Origin of the sequence: Catenibacterium sp. RTP21428st1_D7_RTP21428_210409 (genome assembly GCF_040227455.1) — a bacterium.
Taxonomy (GTDB): domain Bacteria; phylum Bacillota_I; class Bacilli_A; order Erysipelotrichales; family Coprobacillaceae; genus Catenibacterium; species Catenibacterium mitsuoka_A.
The window spans coordinates 1-1,430 of sequence record NZ_JBEHVX010000162.1; the positions used below are offsets into that span (position 1 = coordinate 1).

At 35.0% G+C, this 1,430-nt stretch carries 1 protein-coding gene; it reads left to right on the plus strand.

From position 1 onward, the window contains the following. The first annotated feature begins 182 nt into the window (after positions 1-182). On the plus strand, positions 183-1,280 hold the full coding sequence (locus ABUA27_RS12625; RefSeq protein ID WP_349820860.1) for a BMP family lipoprotein: 1,098 nt from the start codon (positions 183-185) through the stop codon (positions 1,278-1,280). Positions 1,281-1,430 lie beyond the last annotated feature (150 nt).

Below are 1,430 nucleotides of genomic sequence, written 5' to 3' on the forward strand. Positions count from 1 at the left end.
ACTCACTTTTTGTTTTCTATTCTTATTATGAGTTTAAATCCACGTTTTGACAACTAGGAGGTCATTTCATATTATCTATCTATTCGTTACAGCCCCTTTTTTGATTAATTGAGCTTTAACACTTTATAAAGTAGCAATAATGTGTTAAGATTAATGTATATCAAAAGGAGGAATTGAATAATATGAAAAAGCTTATGGCATCTGCTGTAGTACTTTCAATGGTACTCGTTGGCTGCGGTCCTAGTTCTAAAAAGAACACAAAAAAACCAGAAATCGCTTTGATTACTGACTCAGGAGGAATTAACGATAAGTCGTTTAACCAGTCAGCATGGGAAGCAGTAAAAGAGTATGGAACTAAAAATGATAAGGGTTATAAGTATTATAAACCTGCTTCATTCGATACTGCTGGTTATAAGGATCAAATCAAGAACGCTGTTGACAATGGTGCAAAAGTCGTTGTTTTACCAGGTTTCAAATTTGCTGCTGCATTAGGTACAATCCAGAATCAAGAAAAATACAAGGATGTTAAGTTCGTTGCGATCGACTTCACACCTACTGATGAAAAAGATAACGCTGTAGATGTTGCAGATAATGTTTACTGCGCAACTTATAAAGAACAGCAGCCTGGTTATTTAGCTGGTTATGCTGCTGTAAAAGAAGGCTACACAAAGATTGGCTTCATGGGTGGTATGGCACTTCCTGCAGTAATTAACTATGGTTATGGTTATTTACAGGGTGCTAACGACGCTGCAAAAGAATTAAATATTAAAGTTTCTGCAAAATATACTTACACAGGTACATTCAATGAATCACCAGAAATTAAGACTAAAGCTACTGGATGGTACAATGGTGGTACTGATGTAATCTTTGCTTGTGGTGGACAGATTTGTAACTCTATCTTCGCTGCTGCAGAAGATACAAACAAAAAGTCTATCGGTGTAGATAGTGACCAGAAAGATGATTCTAAGACTGTTATCACTTCAGCTATGAAGGGGGTTAAACAGACTGTATTAGACGAAATCACAAATGCTTTCAATGATAAGTTTGAAGGTGGCGCTCATGTATTAGGTGCAGAAGGTGACTACATTGGTCTTTCAACTGATTTCTCAAGATTAAAGAAATTCACAAAGAAAGATTACGAAAAAGTATTCAAAGATGTTAAAGATGGTAAAGCAAAAATTATTACTTACTCAGATGTTGATGAAAATGCAAAGGGTGATCCTAATACAAAAGTATTAAAGGATGCTTTAACTAACGTAACAGTATCTTACGAAAACTAAATAGAACTTATGGTAATTTAAAATAACTAGGGGTTTCCTATATTTTAATTATCACGCAGTATGGGGTGAATCTCGAACCTTTAATTTTTAAGGGGGGTCAATAAAAAACTCGCTTTAAATATTTGGGGGTTTCCACTTGTAAAGGGCAGT